17 protein-coding genes are annotated in these 20,024 nt (G+C 68.8%); 5 read left to right on the plus strand and 12 right to left on the minus strand.

What is annotated here, in order from left to right; all coding sequences use genetic code 11:
* Window positions 1-63 precede the first annotated feature (63 nt).
* The 8 genes from mraY to coq7 form a co-directional block, all read right to left on the minus strand.
* Entirely contained in the window at window positions 64-1,233 is a 1,170-nt protein-coding gene (mraY, locus tag A2G96_RS20195) for a phospho-N-acetylmuramoyl-pentapeptide-transferase (RefSeq protein ID WP_012353957.1), read from the minus strand.
* A gap of 13 nt (window positions 1,234-1,246) precedes the next feature.
* The gene (locus A2G96_RS20200) at window positions 1,247-2,647 is read right to left on the minus strand and encodes a UDP-N-acetylmuramoyl-tripeptide--D-alanyl-D-alanine ligase (protein ID WP_062801817.1); all 1,401 of its coding nucleotides are present in this window, start codon (window positions 2,645-2,647) and stop codon (window positions 1,247-1,249) included.
* On the minus strand, window positions 2,644-4,215 hold the full coding sequence (locus A2G96_RS20205; RefSeq protein ID WP_062801818.1) for a UDP-N-acetylmuramoyl-L-alanyl-D-glutamate--2,6-diaminopimelate ligase: 1,572 nt from the start codon (window positions 4,213-4,215) through the stop codon (window positions 2,644-2,646). The genes A2G96_RS20200 and A2G96_RS20205 overlap by 4 nt, the downstream gene beginning before the upstream one ends.
* 10 nt (window positions 4,216-4,225) lie before the next feature.
* Window positions 4,226-6,031 (minus strand): peptidoglycan D,D-transpeptidase FtsI family protein, encoded by a 1,806-nt coding sequence (locus A2G96_RS20210; protein ID WP_062801819.1) that lies wholly within the window; start codon window positions 6,029-6,031, stop codon window positions 4,226-4,228.
* Complete coding sequence (gene ftsL, locus A2G96_RS20215) at window positions 6,031-6,342, minus strand: cell division protein FtsL (RefSeq protein WP_062801820.1); 312 nt, start codon at window positions 6,340-6,342, stop codon at window positions 6,031-6,033. Before ftsL ends, A2G96_RS20210 begins: the two co-directional genes overlap by 1 nt.
* Window positions 6,339-7,340, minus strand: coding sequence for a 16S rRNA (cytosine(1402)-N(4))-methyltransferase RsmH (gene rsmH / locus A2G96_RS20220; protein WP_062801821.1), 1,002 nt, complete (start codon window positions 7,338-7,340; stop codon window positions 6,339-6,341). The genes ftsL and rsmH overlap by 4 nt, the downstream gene beginning before the upstream one ends.
* A gap of 7 nt (window positions 7,341-7,347) precedes the next feature.
* On the minus strand, window positions 7,348-7,776 hold the full coding sequence (gene mraZ / locus A2G96_RS20225; RefSeq protein ID WP_010814778.1) for a division/cell wall cluster transcriptional repressor MraZ: 429 nt from the start codon (window positions 7,774-7,776) through the stop codon (window positions 7,348-7,350).
* A 437-nt stretch (window positions 7,777-8,213) separates the two neighbouring features.
* Window positions 8,214-8,837, minus strand: coding sequence for a 2-polyprenyl-3-methyl-6-methoxy-1,4-benzoquinone monooxygenase (coq7, locus tag A2G96_RS20230; RefSeq protein ID WP_062801822.1), 624 nt, complete (start codon window positions 8,835-8,837; stop codon window positions 8,214-8,216).
* 347 nt (window positions 8,838-9,184) lie between these two features.
* On the opposite strand from coq7, the gene A2G96_RS20235 reads away from it, so the two are divergent.
* The 4 genes from A2G96_RS20235 (at window position 9,185) to A2G96_RS20250 (ending at window position 12,609) form a co-directional block, all read left to right on the plus strand.
* Window positions 9,185-10,318, plus strand: a complete 1,134-nt coding sequence (locus A2G96_RS20235; protein ID WP_062801823.1) for a porin — start codon at window positions 9,185-9,187, stop codon at window positions 10,316-10,318.
* A gap of 181 nt (window positions 10,319-10,499) precedes the next feature.
* Window positions 10,500-11,501: a Bug family tripartite tricarboxylate transporter substrate binding protein gene (locus A2G96_RS20240; protein ID WP_062801824.1), complete on the plus strand. Its 1,002-nt coding sequence runs from the start codon at window positions 10,500-10,502 to the stop codon at window positions 11,499-11,501.
* A 164-nt stretch (window positions 11,502-11,665) separates the two neighbouring features.
* Window positions 11,666-12,169, plus strand: a complete 504-nt coding sequence (locus A2G96_RS20245; RefSeq protein WP_062801825.1) for a MarR family winged helix-turn-helix transcriptional regulator — start codon at window positions 11,666-11,668, stop codon at window positions 12,167-12,169.
* Window positions 12,166-12,609: a hypothetical protein gene (locus A2G96_RS20250; protein ID WP_062801826.1), complete on the plus strand. Its 444-nt coding sequence runs from the start codon at window positions 12,166-12,168 to the stop codon at window positions 12,607-12,609. Before A2G96_RS20245 ends, A2G96_RS20250 begins: the two co-directional genes overlap by 4 nt.
* Window positions 12,610-12,685: 76 nt before the next feature.
* Here the strand turns inward: A2G96_RS20250 and A2G96_RS20255 are convergent, their stop codons facing one another.
* The 4 genes from A2G96_RS20255 to A2G96_RS20270 form a co-directional block, all read right to left on the minus strand.
* A complete protein-coding gene (locus A2G96_RS20255) occupies window positions 12,686-14,368 on the minus strand; it encodes a long-chain fatty acid--CoA ligase (RefSeq protein WP_062801827.1) in 1,683 nt (560 codons plus the stop codon).
* A gap of 189 nt (window positions 14,369-14,557) precedes the next feature.
* Window positions 14,558-15,220 carry a TetR/AcrR family transcriptional regulator gene (locus A2G96_RS20260; protein ID WP_062801828.1) on the minus strand — a complete coding sequence of 221 codons (663 nt, stop codon included), beginning with the start codon at window positions 15,218-15,220 and terminating at the stop codon, window positions 14,558-14,560.
* 68 nt (window positions 15,221-15,288) lie between these two features.
* Entirely contained in the window at window positions 15,289-16,422 is a 1,134-nt protein-coding gene (locus A2G96_RS20265; protein ID WP_062801829.1) for an aminopeptidase, read from the minus strand.
* Window positions 16,419-18,527 carry a molybdopterin-containing oxidoreductase family protein gene (locus A2G96_RS20270; RefSeq protein ID WP_062801830.1) on the minus strand — a complete coding sequence of 703 codons (2,109 nt, stop codon included), beginning with the start codon at window positions 18,525-18,527 and terminating at the stop codon, window positions 16,419-16,421. The genes A2G96_RS20265 and A2G96_RS20270 overlap by 4 nt, the downstream gene beginning before the upstream one ends.
* A gap of 289 nt (window positions 18,528-18,816) precedes the next feature.
* On the opposite strand from A2G96_RS20270, the gene A2G96_RS20275 reads away from it, so the two are divergent.
* The gene (locus tag A2G96_RS20275) at window positions 18,817-20,019 is read left to right on the plus strand and encodes an ABC transporter substrate-binding protein (protein ID WP_062801831.1); all 1,203 of its coding nucleotides are present in this window, start codon (window positions 18,817-18,819) and stop codon (window positions 20,017-20,019) included.
* Window positions 20,020-20,024 lie beyond the last annotated feature (5 nt).

A 20,024-nucleotide genomic window follows, 5' to 3' on the forward strand; every position in this document is an offset into this window, starting at 1 on the left:
TGCCCTTGGTTTCCTGTATCGATCAAGCCGCGCCTCTTCAGCGCGGCGTCTTTCTTAACGCAGTTAACGCAGCTTCAGCGTCGACAACCCGATCAGCACCAGCAGCATGGTGATGATCCAGAAGCGCACCGTGACCTGGGTTTCCTTCCAGCCGCCCAGCTCGAAATGGTGATGCAGCGGCGCCATCCGGAACAGCCGCCGGCCCTCGCCATAGCGGCGCTTGGTGATCTTGAACCACGTGACCTGCGCCATCACCGACAGCGTTTCCACCACGAAGATGCCGCCCATCACGAACAGCACGATCTCCTGGCGCACGATCACCGCCACCGTGCCCAGCGCGCCGCCCAGCGCCAGCGCGCCCACGTCGCCCATGAACACCTGCGCCGGATGTGCGTTGAACCAGAGGAAGGCCAGCCCCGCCCCGCCCAGCGCCGAGCAGAAGATCAGCAGCTCGCCCGCGCCCGGGATATGCGGGAACAGCAGGTACTTGCTGTAGACCGCGTTGCCCATCACGTAGGCGAACACGCCCAGGCCGCCGCCGACCAGCACCACCGGCATGATCACCAGGCCGTCCAGGCCATCGGTCAGGTTGACGGCGTTGCTCGAGCCCACGATCACCAGGTAGGTCAGCACGATGAAGCCGGCCACGCCCAGCGGGTAGCTGATCTCCTTGAAGAAGGGCACGATCAGGTTGGACTTGTACGGCATGTCCAGCGACAGCCCGCCCTCGACCCAGTTCAGGAACAGCTCCCACACCCGCACGTTGCTGCTCTCGGACACCGAGAACGCCAGGTAGACCGCCGCCACCAGGCCGATCAGCGTCTGCCAGAAGAACTTCTCGCGGCTCGACATGCCGCGCGGGTCGCGATACACCACCTTGCGGTAGTCGTCGACCCAGCCGATCGCGCCATAGCCGAAGGTGACCAGCATCACCACCCAGATAAAGCGGTTGCCCCAGTCGCACCACAGCAGCGTCGATACCGCGATCGACACCAGCACCAGCACGCCGCCCATGGTGGGCGTGCCGGACTTGACCAGGTGCGTCTGCGGGCCGATGGTGCGCACCGCCTGGCCGACCTTCAGCTCGGTCAGCTTGCGGATCACCCACGGCCCGAACGCCAGGCCGATCACCAGCGCGGTGACGTTGGCCATCACCGCGCGGAAAGTCAGGTAGTTGACGACCCGGAGGAAGCTGTAGTCGTTTTGCAGCCACTGGGCCAGAGCCAATAACATCGTGTTGTCTTATTTAGTGTGCGGAAGTGTCTGCGACCAGCGCCGCGACCATCCGTTCCATGCGCATGAAGCGCGATCCCTTCACCAGCACGGCGCCCGCTTGCGCCACCATGCCCCCGCTGTCTTCCTCCAAGGCCCTGGCCAGGTCTTCCGCGCTGCCGAAATGGCGGCCGTTGGCGCCGAATGCCTGCACCGCATGCACCGCCAGCGCGCCGGTGGCCCACAGCGCATCGATGCCGCGCGCCTGGGCGTAGGCCCCGATCTCTTCGTGGAACGCCGGCCCCTGGTCGCCCACCTCGCCCATGTCGCCCAGCACCAGCACGCGCGGCGCGGCAAAGCCGGCCAGCACGTCGATGGCGGCGCGCATCGAGTCGGGGTTGGCGTTGTAGGTGTCGTCGATCACCACCGTGCCGGCCGGCGTGTACTTGACCTGCAGCCGTCCCTTGACGGGCTTGAACTCCGCCAGGCCCGCCTGGATCGCCGGCACATGCACGCCCGCGGCGAGCGCGCACCCGATCGCCGCCAGCGCGTTGCGCACGTTGTGCTCGCCCAGCAGCGCCAGCCGCACCTCGAAGGCATGGCCCGGCGCGCGCACCTGCATCACCTGCACGCCGTCGACCAGTTCGACGGTGGCATGCACGTCGGCCTGCTGCGAGGTGCCGAACGACAGCGCGCGGCGCGCACCCGCAGCCGCGCGCCACACCGGCGCGTAGGCGCCGCCGCTTTCCGCGTCGAGCGGGAACACCGCCACGCCGTCGGCCGGCAGCGCCGCGATCGCGGCGGCGTGCTCGTGCGCCACGGCTTCCACGCTGACCATGAATTCCTGGTGCTCGCGCTGGGCGTTGGTGATCACCGCCACGGTGGGCTGGGCGATGCCGGCCAGGTAGACGGTCTCGCCCGGATGGTTCATGCCCAGTTCCAGCACCGCCAGCTTGTGGGTGGCGCGCAGGCGCAGCACCGTCAGCGGCAGGCCGATATCGTTGTTCAGGTTGCCGCCGGTGGCCAGGCGCTGGTCCTCGCCGACGGCCGCGGCGAAGATCGCCGCGATCATTTCCTTGACCGTGGTCTTGCCATTGCTGCCGGTCACCGCCACCGCCGGCAGCGTGAACTGGCGGCGCCAGCCGGCACCGAGCTGGCCCAGCGCAATGCGCGTGTCCGGCGCGACGATGGCCGGCACCCCGGCATCGACCTCGCGGCTCACCAGCACCGCGGCGGCGCCGCGCGCGACCACGTCGGCAATGAAGTCGTGCGCGTCGAAGCGCTCGCCCTGCAGCGCCACGAACAGGTCGCCGGGCTCGACGCTGCGGCTGTCGGTATGCACGCGCGCGAACGGCACGGCGCCGTCGCCGCTAATGCGCGCGCCGGCGATCCAGCCGGCGGCCTGTTGCAAGGTGGTCATGGTGGTCTGGCTCATGCCGATACTCCGCGCGTGGCCAGTGCCAGCCGTACGTGTTCGCGATCCGAGAACGGGCGCTTGCGGCCCTGGATCTCCTGGGTAGCCTCGTGGCCCTTGCCAGCCACCAGCACCACGTCGGCCGGCGCGGCGTGGCGCACGGCGTAGAGGATGGCGGCGGCGCGGTCTTCGATCTGGCGCCCGCGCGCGCGCTCGGCCATGCCGTCGGCAATCGCGTCGAGGATCTCCTGCGGGTCTTCGCTGCGCGGGTTGTCGCTGGTCAGCACGACTTCGTCGGCCAGGCGCTCGGCCACGGCGCCCATCAGCGGGCGCTTGGTCGGGTCGCGGTCGCCGCCGCAGCCGAACACGCACCACAGGCGGCCGTTGCGCGCCTGCGCCACCGGGCGCAGCGCGGCCAGCGTCTGCGCGAGCGCGTCGGGGGTGTGGGCATAGTCGACCACCGCCAGCGGCGCCTGCGCGGCGTCGTGGCCGGCGCCGGCGCCGAACAGCTCCATGCGTCCTTCCACCGGCGCCAGCGCGCGCAGCGCGGCAAGCGCCGCGTCCCACGCCACGCCGTTGGCCAGTGCCGCGCCCAGCACCGCGAGCAGGTTGCTGACGTTGAAGGCGCCGATCATCGGCGTTGCCATCTCGGCGTGGCCGAAGCTGCCGTCGATATGGAAGGCGGTGCCGGTGGCGGTGGCGCGCACGTTGGTGGCGCGCAGCCAGGCGCCGCGCGGGCCGCGCACCGTGGCGGCGGCGGGGCCGTCGATGCCGTATTCGATCACGTGCGGCGCGGCCACGGCGGCGGCGTCGGCCGCCAGCAGGCGCTGGCCCATGGCGTCGTCGCGATTGACCACCGCGGTGCGCAGGCCGTCCCAGCGGAACAGGCGCGCCTTGGCGGCCTCGTACTCGGCCATCGAGCCGTGGTAGTCGAGATGGTCCTGGGTCAGGTTGGTCAGCACCGCCACCGAGAAATGCGTGCCGGCCACGCGCTCCTGCTCGAGGCCGTGCGACGACACTTCCATCGCCACGGCGCGCGCGCCGGCATCGTGCAGCGCGGCCAGGCTGGCCTGCAGCTGCACCGCGTCGGGGGTGGTGAAGCCGGTGGCCTGCAGCGCGTCCGGGAAGCCGGTGCCGAGCGTGCCGATCGCCGCGCACGGCGTGCCGGCGGCCTGCAGCACGCGCGCCAGCCACTGGCTGCACGAGGTCTTGCCGTTGGTGCCGGTGATGCCGGTCACGGCCAGGCCGCGCGCCGGGTTGCCGTGCCAGCCGGCGGCGATCGGGCCGGCCAGCTGGTGCAGGCGGCTCACGGCCAGGTGCGGCACCGCGTCGCCAAAGGGCCAGTCGAAGCCGTCGGCCTCATAGACCACGGCGCCGGCGCCGGCGGCGATCGCCTGCGCGATATAGGGCCGGCCGTCGGTGGCGAGGCGGTCGTTGCCCAGCACGTAGGCGAAGAACACATCGCCGCGCGCCAGGCGCCGGGTATCGCCGCTCAGCTGCGCCGCGGCGGCCACGTTGGTACGCAGCCAGGCCAGCGCGTTGCTGGCCTGGGCGGTGACCTCGAGGGGGAGCAGGGGCTTGGCCGTCATCGGGTCGATCTCATTGGGTCGAACTCCACGGTTCGCTTTCCTGCACCTTGTCGCTGACCACCAGCTGGCGGATCGGCGAATCGGGCTGGACGTTCAGTGCGCGCAGCGTGCCGCCGGTGATGGCCGCGAACACCGGGCCCGCCACCGTGCCGCCGTAGTGGCTGCCGGCGGTGGGCTCGTCCACGCTGACGGCGACGATGATGCGCGGGTTCGACATCGGCGCCAGGCCGATGAACGAGGCGCGGTACTTGCTGCGGTTGTAGCCGCGCCCTTCATGCTTGTAGGCGGTGCCGGTCTTGCCGCCGACGCGGTAGCCCATCACCTGCGCCTCGGGCGCGGTGCCGCCGGGGGCGGTCACGGTTTCCATCATCGCGCGCACGTCGCGCGCCACCTGCGGCGACAGGATGCGCTCGCCGGTGGCGGGGCCGCTGGTGCGGAACATCGTCACCGGGATCAGCTCGCCGTCATGCGCGAAGATGGTGTAGGCGTGCGCCATCTGGAACAGCGACACCGACAGGCCGTAGCCATACGACATGGTGGCCTGCTCGATCGGGCGCCAGCTCTTGTACGGGCGCACGCGCCCGGCGACCGCGCCGGGGAAGCCGAGCTTGGGCGCCTGGCCCAGGCCGATGCTGGTGTACATGTCCCACATCTCCTGCGGCTTCATCATCATCGCGATCTTGGTCGTGCCGATGTTGGACGACTTCTGGATCACGCCGGTGACGGTGAGCGCGCCGTAGTTGTGGGTGTCGGTGATGGTGGCGCCTTCGAACTGGTACTTGCCGGTGGTGGCGATCACCGTCGACGGCGACACGCGCTTGAGCTGCAGCGCCAGCCCCACCGTGATCGGCTTCATCATCGAGCCGGGCTCGAAGGTGTCGGTCAGCACGCGGTTGCGCAGCTGCTCGCCCGACAGCCGGGTGCGGTCGTTGGGGTTGTAGGTGGGCCAGTTGGCCAGCGCCAGCACCTCGCCGGTCTGGGCGTCGAGCACCACCGCGCTGGCGGCCTTGGCCTTGTGCTTGTCGACCACGGCCTTGAGCTCGTTGTAGGCCAGGTACTGGATCTTGGCGTCGATCGACAGCTGGATGTCCTCGCCGTCGCGCGGGGTCTTGAGCACGCCGATGTCCTCGACCACGCGGCCGAGCCGGTCCTTGATCACCTGGCGCGCGCCGGCGCGGCCGGCCAGGCCGCTCTCGCGCGCCAGCTCGACGCCTTCCTGGCCGCGATCCTCGACATTGGTGAAGCCGACGATATGCGCCATCGCCTCCCCTTCCGGGTAGAAGCGCTTGTATTCGCGGGTCTGGTGGATGCCGTCGATCTTCAGCGCGGCGATCTTGTCGGCGACGTCGGGCAGCACCTGGCGCTTCAGGTAGACGAAGCCCTTGTCCTCGGACAGCTTCTTGCCCAGGTCCTTCTCGGACATGCCGAGCAGCCGGGCCAGCTGGCGGATCTTGCCGGCCTCGACCTGGTTGGGCACGTCCTCGGGCACCGCCCAGATCGCCTTGACCGGCAGGCTGGTGGCCAGCACCAGGCCGTTGCGGTCGAGGATCTTGCCGCGCGTGGCCGGCAGTTCGAGCGTGCGCTGGAAGCGCTTCTTGCCCTCGGCCTCATAAAACTGGTTGCCGGGGCCCTGGATCCACGCCGCGCGCACGGCCAGCGCGGCGAATGCGGCGAACATCAGGAACACCACCAGCTTGGAGCGCCACATCGGCAGGCGCAGGCCCAGCACCGGGCTGGCGGCGAACTGGCCGCTGCGCGGGCGCGAGGCGGTGCCGTTGCGGTCACGGCGGGGCGGGTTGGGGCGGGCCATGCTCATCAGCGCGCCTCCGCTGCGCTGGCCGGCGCTGACGGTGCCGGCGGCAGCACGATGCCGGACAGGTACTGGGTCTTGCCGGGGTTGACCGGCGCCATCTTCAGCTGCGCGCGCGCCGCCTCGGCAATGCGCGCGCTCTTGCCCAGCGCGCTCTGCTGGTATTGCAGGCGCGACCAGTCGACATCGAGCTGCCGCTCTTCCGCCTGGGCCCGCTCGAGCGCGACGAACAGCGTGCGCGCCTGGTGCTGCGCGCTCACCAGCGACAGCGCGCACAGGATCAGCGCGGCCAGCAGGAAGAAGGTCAGGCGGTTCATGCGCGCGCACCTCCGCCTGCGGTTGGCGCAGCAGGCGCCAGCTTCTCGGCCACGCGCATCACCGCCGAGCGCGCGCGCGGGTTGGCCGCCACCTCTTCGGCGCCCGGCTTGTAGCGGCCGAGCAGGCGCAGCGTCGGTTGCGGCAGGTCGGCCGCGCGCAGCGGCGCGCGGCGCAGCGCCGGGTCGGCATCCTGCTGGGGACGGGCGTGCGCCGCCATGAACCGCTTGACGATGCGGTCCTCCAGCGAATGGAAGCTGATCACCACCAGGCGTCCCCCTACCTGCAGCAGGTCATAAGCCGCCTTCAGCCCTCTTTCGAGGTCCTCAAGCTCTTGATTGACGTGAATCCGTAGAGCCTGAAAGGTGCGGGTCGCAGGGTCCTGACCCTTCTCGCGTGTTTTGACGGCTTTCGCCACGAGCGCGGCAAGGTCGGCAGTAGTGGCGACGGGTCCGCCATCGCCGGATTCGCTCCGGCGAGCAACAATCGCCTTTGCAATCTGTACAGCAAACCGTTCTTCCCCATAGTCTCGTATCACCCTGGCAATGTCCTGCTCATCCGCTTGCGCCAGCCACTGGGCGGCAGTGATGCCGCGCGTGGTGTCCATGCGCATGTCCAGCGGGCCCTCGAAACGAAAGGAAAACCCCCTCGCCGCCTCATCGATCTGGGGCGAGCTGATCCCCAGGTCGAGCAGCACGCCGGCGACATGGCCGCGCCCTGCCAGGCGTTCGGCCATGGCCGCAAAGCTCGCGTGCTCAATGGAGAAGCGGGCATCCTTGATGGTGCCCGCTTCTGCGATTGCTGCTGGGTCCTTGTCGAACGCAACCAGGGCCCCGTCTGGCCCCAGCCGGGCCAGTACCGCCCGGCTGTGCCCTCCCCTGCCGAAGGTGCCGTCGACATAAACCCCGTCGGGCCGCCAGACCAGCGCGTCGACGGCCTCGTCCAGCAGCACGGTGCGATGCTGCAGGGCGGGGGTTGCCGGGGTTCCGGTAGGACTCATGACCTCTTCAGAAAGAGAAATTCTTCAATGCCTCGGGCATGCCCTGCGCCATCGCCTGCTGTTCCTTGGCGGCGTAGGTCGCGGCATCCCACACTTCGAAATGGCTGCCCATGCCGAGCAGCATGACTTCCTTGTCGAGCATGGCGGCACTGCGCAGCTCCGGTGCGATCAGCACCCGGCCTGCGCCATCCATTTCCACGTCGGCGGCGTTGCCCAGGAAGATGCGCTTCCACCAGTGCGCATCCATCGGCAGCGCTGCAATGCGCGTGCGGAAGGTTTCCCACTCCGGCCGGGGAAACAGCAGCAGGCAGCCATCCGGGTGCTTGGTCAGCGTCACCCGGCCCTCGGCCTGCTGTTGCAGCGCTTCGCGATGCCGCGACGGAATCGACATCCGCCCCTTGGCATCCAGCGACAGCGCCGATGCTCCCTGAAACAAGCTTGCTCCCGGTCCACGCCGGCCCTGCGAACGGTTCGCCGGCCGGCCTGCGCTTGAATCCTTCCGTTCCGACTATGGTGAGAATCATCCCATGGCCGGGGCCCTTTTTCACACAAAAATACACTTCCTCACACTATTTCCCACTTTAGAGGAAGCGATATGGGCGGTCAAGGCTGCAGGCGGGGCAGCAAACGAGATTTTTTTAATCAGAACAATGACTTAGCGCGCACACCTCACGCACCGGAAAAGTGAATCCTTAATGAAATGAAGATCTTAGGGAGGAAAGCAGAGAAACCACCTGAGAACCACTTGCGGAGGAACTGCCGACCGCGCAGGAAAGACCTGTCCCGGCGCGCGCTCCGAGGATACAACAATTGCCCGCCAGCCCTGTTGAATTCAGGGCTGGGCAGGAGACGCCCGATCCCGGGCAACCGACCTCAGATGCGGTAGGCGGCGGTGGTCATCACGCGCGACGCGCCGCGCATCAGCGCCCGCACCGGCGCGGGCAGGGGCATGCCGCCGGCCTCGCGCGCGGCGTCGCCATGGCGGATCTCGTCGTCGCGCATCTGTTCGAGGATGGCGCGCGAGCGGCCGTCGGACTCGGGCAGGCGGTCCAGGTGTCCGCCGAGATGGTGCTCGACCTGGCGCTCGGTCTCGGCCACGAAGCCCAGGCTGACGCGGTCGCCGGCGCGGCCGGCGACCCAGCCGATGGCGAAGGCGCCGGCGTACCAGAGCGGATTGAGCAGGCTGGGACGCGAGCCCAGTTCGCGCAGGCGCTCGGCGCACCAGGCCAGGTGGTCTTCCTCTTCGCGCGCGGCGGCATCCATCTGCGCACGCACCGCGCCGTTGCGCGCGGTCAGCTTCTGCGCCTGGTACAGGGCCTGGGCGCAGACCTCGCCGACATGGTTGATGCGCATCAGGCCGGCCACATGGCGGCGCTCGCCGGCGCTCATCTGTTCGGTGTCGGGCGCCAGCCGGTCAGCCGGATTGGTGCGCGCCGAGCGCGTGGCGCCGGCAATGGCACGCAGGGCCACGTCGAATTCTTTGATCAGGGTGTCCATGTCGCAGAGGCGGTTGGAATCGGGCCCGGAGCAAGCCCCTGCCATGGTGGGGTGCGCGGCCGCGGCGCGGCATGGCGGGGCACGGCAGGGCGCCATCGGGATTACCCGTATTGTAGCTTGCCTCTAATCGCCGCCAGCCCGCATCCCGCCTTGCATTGATACGCCCGGCTACTCAGAAACCCTGAGTTGTTAAAACAAGACAAGGGGTTGGGCCCCAATGGTGAACGAAAAGTTGTTTGTTACAATACTTCGCAACTTCCAAGGAAGTTTGACGCACGGGAGATGGAGACCATCAGGAGGTTCTCCCGCGCCGTCACCAATAATTCTTACAGTGGAGATCAACGAGCATGAAGAAATCGCTTCTGGCGCTGGCAGCGCTTGGCGCATTTGCTGGGGCGGCGCAGGCCCAATCGAGCGTGACCCTGTACGGTGTGGTCGATGCCAACATCGAATACGTGAGCAACATGTCCAGCGTCACGCCGTCGGCCGCCAACGGCCTGGCGGTCGGCCCGGCTGAAAACGCCTTCCGCCTGACCTCGGGCGGCCTGTCCGTTTCGCGTTGGGGTCTGCGCGGCGTGGAAGACCTGGGCAGCGGCCTGAAGGCGCTGTTCGTGCTCGAAAGCGGTTTCGGTATCGATGACGGCAGGCTGCAGCAAGGCGGCCGCCTGTTCGGTCGTCAGGCTTATGTCGGCCTGGAAAGCGCCCAGGCCGGCCGCTTCACCTTCGGTCGCCAGTACACCACGCTGTTCGACCTGATGGCCAACTTCTCGCCGACCGGCTATGCCACCCAGTATGAGCCGGTGGTGGCGCAGCTGGGCCTGAACTTCCGCTCGGACAATACCGCCAAGTACACCGGCAAGTTCGGTCCGGTCACGGCGATCGCCCACTGGTCGTTCGGCAACGGCGTGGCCGGCGGCGGCGAGGTCCCGGGCCAGTTCCGCCGCGACACCGGCTACGGTGCCGGCCTGGCATGGGCGGCAGGTCCGTTCGGCGTTTCGGCGGCCTACGACCAGTACAACCCGACCCTGAACGCCGCCGGCGGCACTGGCGAGTTCAAGAAGGCGGCGGTTGCGGCGAGCTACGCCTTCGGCCCGGCCAAGCTGATGGCCGGCTACCGCTGGGGCATGAACAAGGCCCCCAACAACAACACCATCCTGAAGGACAACTACTACTGGGTCGGTGCCAACTACCAGGTCACCCCGGCGCTGGGCCTGACGCTCGCCTACTTCTACGACGACGTCAAGAACCTGAACCTGGCTGCCACCGGCACCACCAACAACATCAAGAACCCCTGGCAGATCTCGTTCGTCGCCGACTACAACCTGTCCAAGCGCACCGACGTGTACCTGACCACCGCCTACGCGAAGAACGCCGGCGTCAACTTCGACACCTCGGCCATCAGCTTCGCCAACGGCTACTTCCTGGGCACCGGCAAGGACAACATGGTTGGCGTCGCGCTGGGCATCCGCCACAAGTTCTGATCCGCCTGATCCGCCTTTCCGGGCAGATCCTGCAAGGCACCTTCGGGTGCCTTTTTTCATGCCCGCACGGCGCGCGCACGCCATAGGGCATCACCTCATCGGCGCCGCCGCGGGTGCCGACTAGAATGCACTGACCATACGCACCGTGGGCTATCCAGCGGGCTACCACAGGAGACCAAGCATGCAACCCAATCGCCGGCGCGTCGTTGCGCTGCTGCTGTCCGTCAGCCTCGGCGCGCTTGCCGGCCAGCCGGCGCTGGCCGCCGACCCGTATCCGGCCAAGCCGATCCGGCTGGTGGTGCCCTTCGCCGCCGGCGGCACCACCGACATCCTGGCGCGCGCGGTCGCGGCCGAGCTGGGCAAGCTGCCCGGCTGGAACGTGGTGGTCGACAACAAGCCCGGCGCCGGTGGCAATATCGGCGCCGACATCGTCGCCAAGGCCGCGCCCGACGGCTACACGCTGCTGATGGGCACGGTCGGCACCCACGGCATCAACCAGTCGCTGTACGGCAAGCTGCCGTTCGACCCGATCAAGGACTTCGCGCCGATCACCGAGGTGGCGGCGGTGCCCAACGTGCTGGTGCTCAATCCGGCGTTTGCGCAGCAGAACAAGATCGACAGCGTCAAGGACCTGATCGCCTATGCGCGCGCCAACCCCGGCAAGATCAACATGGCCTCGAGCGGCAACGGCACCTCGATCCACCTGGCCGGCGAGCTGTTCAAGACGCAAACCCGGACCTTCATGGTGCACTTCCCGTACAAGGGCAGCGGGCCCGCGCTGACCGACCTGGCGGGCGGCACCATGCAGGTGATGTTCGACAACCTGCCGTCGTCGATGGCGCTGATCAAGAGCGGCAAGCTCAAGGCGCTGGCGGTGACCAGCGCCAAGCCGTCGCCGGCGCTGCCGGGCGTGCCGACCATCGCCCAGGCCGCCGGCCTGCCGCAGTACGAGGCCAGCTCCTGGTTCGGCATGCTGGCGCCGGCCGGCACGCCGCCGGAGGTGATCCAGCGCGTCCAGCAGGAAGTGGCCAAGGCGCTGGGCGCCCCGGCGGTGCGCGAGCGGCTGCAGGCGCAGGGCGCCGAGCCCATCGGCAACACGCCCGAGCAGTTCGCCGCCTTCATCCGCGCCGAAACCGCGAAATGGGCCAAGGTGGTCAAGGATTCGGGCGCCAAGGTGGATTGATGCCGGCTTGCGCCGGCTCAACCTGAATTGATCACCTGCAGGGGCGCGGCGCTTGTCGTGTAGATATCGCGCATATACTTGAGGCATCAAATGTCGGCCGCCCGCAGCGTGGGCGGCCCCTGGCGGCGCTTGCCGCACACCTGCCACCCCAGGCTGCACCGAAGATGCCCAACCTGTCTCCCGCGGCCGGCGCCGAGAGCGCGCCGGTCGACCTCGAAACCCGCGCCGACCACACCGAGCACGAGGCCCTGCGGCTGTGGCTGCGGCTGCTGACCTGCACCAACCTGATCGAAGCCGATATCCGCTCGCGGCTGCGCCAGGACTTCGCCTGCACCCTGCCCCGCTTCGACCTGATGGCGCAGCTCGACCGCCATCCCGAAGGGCTCAAGATGGGCGAGCTGTCGCGCCGCATGATGGTGACCGGCGGCAATGTCACGGGCATCACCGACCAGCTGCAGCAGGAAGGGCTGGTCTCGCGCGAGGCCCTGCCCACCGATCGGCGCGCCTACCTGATCCGCCTGACGCCGGCCGGGCGCGCCGCGTTCTCGCGCATGGCGCGCGCGCACGAGGACTGGATCGGGCAACTGTTCTCGGGCCTGGCCGAGACCGACCGGCGCGCCTTGTTCCGACTGCTGGGCCGGCTCAAATCCGGCCTGATCTCGCCATGAAACCGCTTGCCTTCGTTACGCTGTGCGGTGTGCTGCTGCTGGCCGCCTGCAGCAGCACGCCGCAGCCACCGCAGGTCACCCCGGTGAACGCCACCATCAAGCTGGGGCGCGTCACCGAAAAGGTGTTCCTGACCCGCCTGGACGTGGCCCAGGTGCCTTCCTACTACGGCGGCGGCACCAGTGTCGGCGTGGGTGTGGCCAGTGGCGGCCACGGTGGCGGCGTCGGCGTGGGCTTCGCCTTCGACCTGAGCCGGCTGTTCAACAAGCCGGCGCCGGTGCAGCAGGTGGACCTGTTCCAGTACAAGGTGCGCACGCTGGACGGCGCGATGGTGTCGGCCAACGCACCGGCGGCGCCGGGGCTGGAGCCCGGCGCCTGCGTGCGCGTGATCTACCCCGACGGCGGCCAGGAGGCGCGGCTGGCGCCGTCGAACGAGTGCTGAGCCTGAGCGGCCCCGCCTGAAAGCACAACGGCCTCCGAGGAGGCCGTTGTCGTTTGCCGTGGCAGCAGGACCGCGATCAGGCTGCCGCGCGGCTGTCGCGCAGTTCGCGGCGCAGGATCTTGCCGACGTTGGTCTTAGGCAGCTCGGTGCGGAACTCGACGTACTTGGGCCGCTTGTAGCCGGTCAGGCGCTCCTTGCAGAATTCGATCACGTCGGCCTCGGTCAGCCCCGGGTCCTTCTTCACCACGAACAGCTTGACCACCTCGCCCGAGTGCGTGTCCGGCACGCCGACCGCCGCCACTTCCAGCACGCCCGGGCACTCCGCCACCACGCCTTCGACTTCGTTCGGATAGACGTTGAAGCCCGACACCAGGATCATGTCCTTCTTGCGGTCGACGATCTTGGTGTAGCCGCGCTCGTCCATCGTGCCGATGTCGCCGGTCTTGAAGAAGCCGTCGGGGGTCATGACCTTGGCGGTCTCGTCCGGGCGGTTCCAGTAGCCGGCCATCACCTGCGGGCCGCGGATGCAGATCTCGCCGGGCTGGCCCAGCGGCACGTCGTTGCCGTCGTCGTCGCGGATCACGACTTCGGTCGACGGCAGCGGCATGCCGATGGTGCCCGAGAACGCATCGGTGTCGGTCGGGTTGCAGGTGGCCGAAGGCGAGGTCTCGGACAGGCCGTAGCCTTCGATGATGGGGCAGCCGGTCTTGGCCAGCCATTGCTTGGCCACCGCCTCCTGCACCGCCATGCCGCCGCCGTTGGCCACGCGCAGGCCGGAGAAGTCGACCTTGCCGATGTCCGGGTGGTTGAGCAGCGCGTTGTACAGCGTGTTGACGGCCGGGAACATGTTGAACTTGTACTTCTGCAGTTCCTTGATAAAGCCCGGGATGTCGCGCGGATTCGGGATCAGCACGCTGGTGCCGCCGCTGCGCATGCCCAGCAGGCAGCAGACCGTCAGCGCGAAGATGTGGTACAGCGGCAGCGCCGTGATGGTAATGGGCTGGTCGATATGCGCGCCCTTGTTCAGCGCCGGCTGCATCCATGCCTCGGACTGCAGCACGTTGGCGACCACGTTCCGGTGCAGCAGCACCGCGCCCTTGGACACCCCCGTGGTGCCGCCGGTGTACTGCAGGAAGGCGATGTCGTCGGGGCCGGTGGTGGCCGGCTGCAGCGTCAGCTTGCGGCCTTCGGCCAGCACGCTGTTGAAGCGCACGCAGTTGGGCAGCTCCCACGCCGGCACCATCTTCTTGACGTTGCGCACGACGAAATTGACGATCGCGCCCTTCAGCCCGCCCAGCATGTCGCCCATGCTGGCCACCACCACGTGCTTGACCGGCGTCCGCGGCAGCACCTGCTGCAGCGTCGCGGCAAAGTTCTCCAGGATCACGATGGCCTCGGCGCCGCTGTCCTTCAACTGGTGCTCGAGCTCGCGCGGGGTGTAGAGCGGATTGACGTTGACCACCACGAAACCCGCGCGCAGCACCGCGGCCAGCACCACCGGGTATTGCAGCACGTTGGGCATCATGATCGCCACGCGCGCGCCGGGACGCAGCCCGCGCGACTGCAGCCATGCGGCAAAGTGGGTCGAGAGCCGGTCCAGTTCACCGTAGGTGATGGCCTTGTCCATGCAGATAAAGGCCTTGCGGTCGGCATAGCTGTGGAAAGACGCCTCGAGCAGCGCAGCGAGCGAGCGGAACTGGCTGGCATCGATCTCGGCAGGGACACCGGCCGGGTAGTGTTTCAGCCAAATTCTTTCCATAGCACCGTCTCCTGAATTTCTGAATGGTCGTTCGATTTTTCCGAGATGCTAAACGTGCGTCCCGGTTAAAACAACAACTTAGACGAAGTCCTCAGGGTCATTCGCCAATCGTGGCGGCCCCTGGCGAGCATTATGCGCCACCGACCGGACATAAGCAGCGGGATAACCCCTAACGCGCGCAGCCCATACTCACCGGCCGCTCGGCAGCACCAGCTTCATCATGCTGGCCGCGAGTTCCTGCGCCAGGGTTTCGGGGTCGGTGCGCCCGGGCTCGTGCCAGGTGTAGAGGAAGCCGACCACGCTGCCGATCGCATGCGCGGTCACGCGCGCGTCGCCAAAGGCGAACACGCCCTCGCGCTGGCCTTCGTCCAGCAGCGCATAGAGGTCGCGATAAAAGTCCCGCGCCATGCTGTCGAGCCAGGCCACGGTGTCCGGGCGCAGGTACTGCCGGTCGCGGAAGCTCAGCGTGGCCGGCACGTGGCAGGCAATGCAGCGCCGCGCCATCTCGAGCAGGCAGGCGTGCAGGCGCTCCGTGACGGGTTGCGCCGGGTCGGCGGTCTCGCGGATCACCGGCAGGCAGGTCTGGGCCGACTCGCGGCACAGGATGTCGAAGATCTCGTACTTGTCGGTGAAGTAGTAGTAGACCGCCGGCTTGGTCACGCCCAGCGCGCGGCACAGGTCGTTCATGGTCATGCCGGGGTAGCCCTTGCTGTAGAACAGCTGCGCGGCGGTATCGAGGATCTGCCGGCGGCGCGCCTCCTGGCGCTCGGCGATATGCGGGCGGGCCGGCTGGGGCTCCGTCGGCGCGCCCGACGGCGGCGCCAGCGGTTCGGATCTGGGAGCAATCGACATGACGGCATTCTCGCATGCGGCGCGGGCGGCGCAGCACCGTGGTTACCCGCCCAGGGACTGCCTGCAGCCTAGTTGGCGGCGGCCTTGGCGCCCGCGGTAAGCGTGTCGGTGCGGGTCGCCGGCGGCGCCAGCCGGCGCAATGCCGCCTCGCGCTCGCGCGCGGGCAGCGCGCCGATGCGGCGCGCCTCGTCGTAGAAGCGCTGCCAGTCGCCGTCGCAGCGCGCCAGCAGCGCGGTAAACGCCGGCACCCATTGCTGGTAGGTCGCCACCGCGGCCAGGTGGGCGTTGGTCAGCGGCTGGTCGAACCAGCGGTCATAGCCGCTGTAGCCGCCCCACTCCGCGCGCAGCCGCGCATAGCCGGCGCGCAGGTCGGCAAAGATCTTCGCCTTGCCCTCGCGCTTGGCGGCGTCGTCGAGCGGGGTCTGGTACAGCGCCACCAGCCGGTCGCGCGTGCCCAGCAGCAGCGCGCGGAACTGCTGGCGCCGGGCATCGTACTGGCGATAGCTGGTACGCGCGTCCTCCGACGCATCCTGGTCCAGCCAGCGCTCCACGCCGGCCGCTTCGACCGCGGTGGCGAAGGACTCGTTGAACGCGGTGTCGTTGCGCACGTACACCACCTGGTGCGCCAGTTCATGGAAGATCAGCCGCGCCAGCTCGCCCTCGGGCAGGTAGACGAAGGTGTTGAGCAGCGGGTCGTCGAAATAGCCCAGCGTCGAATAGGCGGGGACGCCGGCCACATAGGTTTCGAGCCCGTCGCGGCGCAGGCCTTGCGCGTACTGCTCGGCGTCGGACTGGGCGTAGTAGCCGCGGTAGCTGATGCAGCCGACGATGGGGAAGCACCACTTGCGCAGCTCCATCGACAGCTCGGGCGTGGCGAACACGCTCCATACCACATAGGGCCGGTGCAGGTTGGCGTAGCGGCGGTAGCTGCCGTTGTCGGGCAGCTTCAGCTCGCGCGAGGCGAAGTCGCGCATGCGGCCGGCCAGCGCCAGCCGCTGGGCCAGGCGCGCATCGTTGGCGTCGCGCGCGCTGGCGATGGCATCGGTCAGCGGCTGCGCCTGCGCCATCACGCCAAGATGGCCGCCGATCGACTGCGCGTAGTAGCCGACCGCCTCGCATCCCGCCGTCAGCAGCACCAGGGCCGACAGCGCCGCCGCCCCAACGAGTGCCGCCCAGCCGCGGCGGCCGCGCGGCCGCGTCATGCCGCCTCGGCTGCCCCTTGCGCGCAGGCTTCGACCTGCACCAGGCAGTCGTAGAACACCGGCGCGCGGCCCAGGTCGGTCAGGCGCTGGCTGGTCAGCTCGTTGGCGTTCTTGCCGTCGGGCGCGAGCTTCTTCCACCAGATCGACAGCCCCACCACCAGGCCGCGCCGGGCGCGGTCGGTCACGCGCGCGCGTGCCACCATGCTGCCGCGGTCATTGAAGGCGCGCACCAGCGCGCCGTGCACGATGCCGCGCTCGGCGGCGTCGGCCGGATGGATGTCCAGGTGCGGCTCGCCCTCGGTGGCGCGCAGGCTGTCGACGTTGACGAACGAGCTGTTGAGGAAATTGCGCGCCGGCGGCGAGATCATCGCCAGCGGATAGCGCGCCGCCAGTTCGGGCGCGGTCTGCGGCGCCTCGTACTGCGGCACGTAGTCGGGCAGCGGATCGAAGCCGTCGCGCGCCATCGGCTCCGAATAGAACTGGCACTTGCCCGATGGTGTCGGGAAGCCGCCCTCGGCGAACGGCGCCGCCGGCAGCGCCAGCTTCTGCCAGCCCTGCGCTTTCAGCGAATCCCAGCTGATGCCGGCCGCGCGCGCATCGTCCGGCAGGATCGCCTGCGCGGCGATGGCCTCGTCGCTGTCGGCAAAGCAGGACTCGGTAAAGCCCATGCGCTGCGCCAGCCGGCGAAAGATCTCGGTGTTGGGCAGGGCCTCGCCCAGCGGCGCGATGGCGGCGTTGTTGGCGAGGAAATAGGTATGGCCGTAGGCCTTGTGTACGTCGGTGTGCTCGAGCTGCGTGGTCGCGGGCAGGATGATGTCGGCATAGTCGGCGGTGTCGGTGCGGAAATGCTCCAGCACCACCGTGAACAGGTCCTCGCGCGCGAAGCCCGCGGCGACCTTGCCGGACTCCGGCGCCACCGCCACCGGGTTGCTGTTGTAGACCACCACCGCCTCGATGCGCGGCGCGCCGGGCGCGCCCTCGGCCAGCAAGGCATCGCCGATGGTGCTCATGTTGACCAGGCGCGGCAGCTGCTGCGGCCATCCGGGCAGCAGGTCCGGCCGCTGCAGCGCGGCTTCGTTGACCGGGAAGAAACCCGAGGTCGACAGCTGCAGCCCGCCCGCCGGATGGCGCCACGCGCCCACCAGCGACGGCAGGCACGCCACCGCGCGCACCGCCTGGCCGCCGCCGTGCACCCGCTGCATGCCGTAGTTCAGCCGGATCGCCACCGGCTGGCGCTCGCGCACCGCCTGCTGGCCGTAGAGGCCGGCCAGCCATTCGATGTCCTCGACCGGGATGCCGCAGATCTCGGCGGCGCGCGCCGGCGGATAGGCCTGCGCGCGCTCGCGCAGCGCCTCGAAGCCCACGGTATGGCGTTCGATGTAGTCGTGGTCGAGCAGGCCGTCGCGGATCAGCACATGGATCATCGCCAGCGCCAGCGCGCCGTCGGTGCCGGGCATCGGCGCGATATGGCGGTGGCACTTCTCGGCGCTGAGCGAGCGGTACGGGTCGATCGCCACCAGCGTGGCGCCGCGCCGCTTGGCCTCCTGTGCGCGGGTCCAGAAGTGCAGGTTAGAGGCAATCGGGTTGCCGCCCCAGATGATCACCAGCCTGGCATCGACCACGTGCTCCATGTCCATGCCCACGCTGGCGCCGTAGGTGTAGCGCAGCGCGGTGGCGCCGGCGCTGGCGCAGATGGTGCGGTCCAGCCGCGACGCGCCCAGCTTGTTGAAGAAGCGCGCGGCCATGCTCTCGCCCTGCACCAGCCCCATGGTGCCGGCATAGCTGTACGGCACGATCGCCTGCGGATCGCGCACGGCGATCGCCTGCAGGCGCGTGGCGATGATATCGAGCGCCTCATCCCACGAGATCGGCGTGAACTTGCCCTCGCCCTTCTTGCCGACGCGCTTCATCGGCGTCAGCAGGCGGTCCGGGTGGTAGGTGCGCTCGGTGTAGCGCGACACCTTGGTGCAGAGCACGCCCTGCGTGCCGGGATGGTCGGGATCGCCCGCTACCTTGACGGCGCGGCCGTCCTCGACGGTGACGAGCAAGGCACAAGTATCGGGGCAGTCATGCGGGCAGGCGGCGCGGACGATGCGGGAAGCCATGGGGTCTCCGGGCGGGGGCTGTGTTGTTTTCGTTCGGTCGTACGGAACGGGAGATGCCGGCGCAGGCCGCGGATGGCGGTACCTGCGTCGCGCCGGCCGGCGGCGCATTCCCCCGGGCGTGCGGGGCGACGGCGGGGAGTATCTCGTCCCGATTGTATTCGATTATGATGTGCCGGCGCGCTCGCGGCACAGACCGGGACGCGCACCATGCCGCACGATCCAGCAGCTCGCCGGCGCAGACCGGCCAACGCGGCGAACGGGTAACCGAACCATCATTCGCGGGGGGTTTATGTCTTTCCGATCCGGGGTCAACGGCCGGCTTGCCGGCCTGCTGGTGGCGTGCGCCATCGGCACGGGCGGCGCGTCCTGCGCCGCCTGGGCGGCGAACACCGCAACCACTACTGCCACATCCGAGCAAGGCGTCACCGCCGACACCATCCTGCTGGGCCAGTCCGCCGCGCTGACGGGCCCGACCGCCGTACTCGGCAAGCAGATGAACTCGGGCGCGCGGCTGTATTTCGACCACATCAACCAGCAGGGCGGCATCCACGGGCGCAAGATCCGGCTCGAGGCGCTCGACGACTACTACGAGCCCGAACCGGCGGCCAAGAACACCAAGAAGCTGATCGAAGAGGATCGCGTCTTCGCCCTGTTCGGCTATGTCGGCACGCCCACCAGCCAGGCCGCACTGCCGCTGGCGATCCAAGCCAGGGTGCCGTTCTTCGGCCCGTACACCGGCGCGCAGTCGCTGCGCGAGCCGCGCAGCCGCTACGTGTTCCATGTGCGCGCCGGCTACAACGAGGAAACCGCGGCCATCGTGCGCCAGATCCAGACCACCGGGCTCAAGCGCGTGGCCGTGGTCTACAACGAGGATGCCTACGGCAAGGCCGGCCTGGACGGGCTCGAGCGCGCGCTCAAGGCCGCGCCCGACAGCGGCGTGCAGATCGTCGCGCGCGAGCCGGTGGTGCGCAACACGACTGAGATCGGCGACGCCATGCAGGGCTCGATGAAGGCGAAGCCCGACGCGGTGGTGATGATCAGCGCCTACCGCACCGCCGGCGCGTTCGTGAAGGAAGCGCTGCGCCGCGGCTATAACGGCCAGTTCTACAACGTGTCCTTCGTCGGCACGCAGGCGCTGGCCAATGTGGTGGGCGCGCAGGGCAGCGGCGTGATCATCTCGCAGGTGATGCCCCACCCGGGCAACGCCACGCTGCCGATCGTGCGCGAATACCTGCGGCTGCTGCAGGCCGCGGGCAAGCCCAGCGAATTCGACTACGCCAGCATCGAGGGCTTCATCGCCGCCAAGACCTTCACCGAAGGCCTGCGCCGCGCGGGCAAGGACCTGACGCGCGAGAAGCTGGTGACTGCGCTGGAATCGATGCGCAACTACGACCTGGGCGGGTTTATCGTCAACTTCACGCCGGAGAACCATGTCGGCTCGAAGTTCGTGGAGATGACGATCATCAATTCCAAGGGGCAGGTGATTCGGTGAAGCGC

Origin of the sequence: Cupriavidus nantongensis (genome assembly GCF_001598055.1) — a bacterium.
Lineage (GTDB): Bacteria > Pseudomonadota > Gammaproteobacteria > Burkholderiales > Burkholderiaceae > Cupriavidus > Cupriavidus nantongensis.